The organism is Halomonas sp. BM-2019, from assembly GCF_017584085.1.
Genome location: NZ_CP071922.1, coordinates 778883 through 781797 on the forward strand (window position 1 = coordinate 778883; position 2915 = coordinate 781797).

The 2915-nt window shown below is 67.4% G+C and carries 5 protein-coding genes; 1 reads left to right on the plus strand and 4 read right to left on the minus strand.

Translation table 11 applies throughout. The features are described from left to right. The coding region (locus J5F18_RS03970; RefSeq protein ID WP_346301035.1) for an MATE family efflux transporter at positions 1–909 on the minus strand (909 nt) is incomplete at its 3' end. Positions 910–1011: 102 nt separating this feature from the next. Beyond that, positions 1012–1575, minus strand: a complete 564-nt coding sequence (locus J5F18_RS03975; protein WP_346301036.1) for a porin family protein — start codon at positions 1573–1575, stop codon at positions 1012–1014. Positions 1576–1784: 209 nt separating this feature from the next. Between J5F18_RS03975 and J5F18_RS03980 the strand changes: the two genes are divergently transcribed. After that, complete coding sequence (locus J5F18_RS03980) at positions 1785–2099, plus strand: hypothetical protein (RefSeq protein ID WP_346301037.1); 315 nt, start codon at positions 1785–1787, stop codon at positions 2097–2099. Positions 2100–2172: 73 nt separating this feature from the next. Here the strand turns inward: J5F18_RS03980 and J5F18_RS03985 are convergent, their stop codons facing one another. Both J5F18_RS03985 and coaD read right to left on the minus strand, forming a co-directional pair. Next, positions 2173–2421: a YfhL family 4Fe-4S dicluster ferredoxin gene (locus J5F18_RS03985; RefSeq protein WP_346301038.1), complete on the minus strand. Its 249-nt coding sequence runs from the start codon at positions 2419–2421 to the stop codon at positions 2173–2175. A 90-nt stretch (positions 2422–2511) separates the two neighbouring features. Then, a partial coding sequence (coaD, locus tag J5F18_RS03990) for a pantetheine-phosphate adenylyltransferase (protein ID WP_346301039.1) occupies positions 2512–2915 on the minus strand: 404 nt, incomplete at its 5' end.

Below are 2915 nucleotides of genomic sequence, written 5' to 3' on the forward strand. Positions count from 1 at the left end.
GATCGCCTCGGCGGCGTGGGCGAAGCCGTCCAGGGCGTAGCTGGTCAGCATGATGAACTGCAGCAGTACGGCGTTGGCGGCCAGCACGGTATCGCCCTGTACCGCCCCGCGGGAGGTGAAGAAGGCCATGGCGAAGAGCAACCCCAGGGTGCGCACGAACAGGTTGGCGTTGACCGCGAAGAGCTCGGCGTAGGCGGCCAGGGCCAGCAGCCGGCGGCGCAGGAAACGGCCTTCCAGCAGGCGAAGCTGGCGCGAGACCAGCCAGAGCCCGAAGGCCAGCGCCGTGTAGTCGGCGATCACCGTGGCCCAGGCCACGCCGTCGCTGGTCATGCCCAGGCCCACCACGAACAGCAGGTCGAGGGCGATGTTGACGCCGTTGGTGAGCACCAGGATGCTCAGGGTGACCCGGGAGTTCTGCTGGCCGAGGAACCAGCCGAGGATCGCGTAGTTGGCCAGCACCGCCGGGGCCGAGAGGATGCGGATCTGGGCATACTCGGCGGCGAGGGCCGTGGCGATCTCGCTGCCGTCGAGCAGCCATAGGCCCAGCGCGATCAGCGGCCGCGAGAAGAGGATCAGCAGGGCGCCGATCACCCCCGCCAGCAGCAACGACTGGCCCAGCAGGTTGCGCACGTCGCCGTCGTTCTCGCGGCCCACCGCCTGGGAGGTCAGCCCGGTGGTGCCCATGCGCAGGAAGCCGAAGCCCCAGTAGAGGAAGCTGAACAGGGTGGCGCCGAGGGTCACCCCGGCCAGGTAGCGGGGATCCGGCAGGTGGCCCATCACCGCGGTATCCACCAGCCCCAGCAGCGGCACGGTGATATTGGAGAGGATGATCGGCCAGGCCAGGGTCCAGAGGCGCCGGCGGGAGGCGTCCGGAGGGGAGGCTTCGAGGGCGGGCGTCGAGCGGCTCACGGTAAACCTGCAGGCGGTCAAACGGGCCATCTTGGCCCCGCCTGCCGCACAACGCAACCGCCCCGCGCGATGGCGGGGCGGTTCAAGGGCAGCGGCGCTGGCTTAGAAGCGGTAGCCGATGCTGGCGGAGATCAGGTCGGTATCGAAGTCCGTACCGCTGGCGCTCATGTCATAGCGCTCGAACTCGAGGCGCATCATCACCTGGTCGATCACGTATTCGGCGCCTACGCCATAGAAGGGATCGATATCATCATCGCCTCTGGACCCATCCGCATCACGCACGTTCCCGTCCCAGGCGATCAGGCCCAGCTTGCCGTAGACGCTGAAGCCCGCCTCGATAGGCAGGCGTCCCACCAGCGCGAAACCGAAGCCGTCCAGATCAACCTTCACCTCGCCATCCTCATCGTTGGCGGTAAAGTCGCCGAAGTCGACGTAACTGGTTTCCACGGCGAAGTGGGGGTTGAATTGGTAGCCGGCGAATAGCTTGAATGCCGTGTCCCTGCGGTCGACATCGTCGAGGTTGCGGAAGTCACTGTTCTTGAAAGTTGCCTGGCCGATGGCGGTGCCCAGATAGAAGCCCTCGTCGGGCACGCCGGGGTAGCTCTGGGCCAGGGCGGGGGCGGCGACCAGGGTGGTCAGGGCGGCGGTGGCGATCAGACGCTTCATCATGCGCTCCGTTGCATGGTGGGCAGGCGGGCCTGCGGGGTTGGGCAAGCAGCGAAAGCCGTCTACCCTGATGTAAGATCCTGTGAAAGGATGTAATCTCGAGGATTCTAGAAGCAAAAGATGGTTGGTGCCACACCCGGCGAATCGGTCGGCTGGTACTGAGGGGCAACCACGGCAGTCGAGACTGAGGCAGCAGGGGAGTAACAGCGATGGGCAAGCGTACCCTTATCTTCGTATTACTGGCGCTGGTGGCGATGCTGGGCAGCTCGCCGGCCGTGGCCCAGCAGCAGCGCATGGAGGCCCAGCCCAGCGGCGGCGCCATGGTGGTCGATGCGCTGGTCGCCCGGCCGTTGCTGGCGGCGGCCACCGTGGCCGGCACGGCGGTCTTCCTGGTCTCGCTGCCCTTTACCGCCCTGGGCGGCGGGGTGGAGACCGCCGCCGAGACGCTGATCAAGACCCCTGCCGAGGCGACCTTCCGGCGCTGCCTGGGATGCACCGTGAGCCGCCGCGCCGACGAGATGTAGGACCGGGCCCTCAACGCCCAGCGCCCCGCTGACGAGCGGGGCGCTGGGGGTTGAGGCAGGCGGCGAGGGCGGCTCAGGCGGCGGTGATCAGGCGGTACTTGGCCATCAGCTCCTCGTGGCTCTCCTCGCGCTCCGGGTCCAGGGGGATGCAGTCCACCGGGCAGACCTGCTGGCACTGGGGCTCGTCATAGTGGCCGACGCACTCGGTGCAGAGGTTGGGGTCGATGACGTAGATCTCCTCGCCCGGCGAGATGGCGCCATTGGGGCATTCGGGCTCGCAGACGTCGCAGTTGATGCACTCGTCGGTGATCATCAGGGCCATGGGGATACCTCACGGAAGTTCTGGTCGGGCGCATGGAGCGAGCGCCCGCCGGCGCAGGGCGCGGCGGCGGGGAAAACCCGATCCTGATGGTCAGGTATTGTAATGGCTCTTCAGCGCCGCGGCGACCCTGGGATGCACGTGCTGGGAGACGTCGCCACCCAGCTTGGCGATCTCGCGGACCAGGGTGGAGGAGATGTAGGAGTTCTCCACCTCCGGGGTCAGGAAGACGGTCTCGAGTTCCGGCATCTGGGCGCGGTTCATGTTGGCCAGCTGCAGCTCGTATTCGAAATCCGAGACCGCCCGCAGGCCGCGCAGCAGGACGCGCGCCTGCTGCTGCTTCATGAACTCGGTCATCAGCCCCGAGAAGCCGACCACTTCGACGTTGCCCAGCCCGGCCACCACCTCCCGGGCCAGGGCGATCCGCGTCTCCAGGTCCAGCGCCGGCCCCTTGCCGGGGCTCGTGGCGATGGCCACCACCACCTTGTCGACGAGCC

What these genes read in the sequence shown, in the direction of transcription:
- J5F18_RS03975 (WP_346301036.1), bottom strand. Translation starts at nt 1,575, where the DNA reads ATGAAGCGTCTGATCGCCACCGCCGCCCTGACCACCCTGGTCGCCGCC.
- J5F18_RS03980 (WP_346301037.1), top strand. Translation starts at nt 1,785, where the DNA reads ATGGGCAAGCGTACCCTTATCTTCGTATTACTGGCGCTGGTGGCGATG.
- J5F18_RS03985 (WP_346301038.1), bottom strand. Translation starts at nt 2,421, where the DNA reads ATGGCCCTGATGATCACCGACGAGTGCATCAACTGCGACGTCTGCGAG.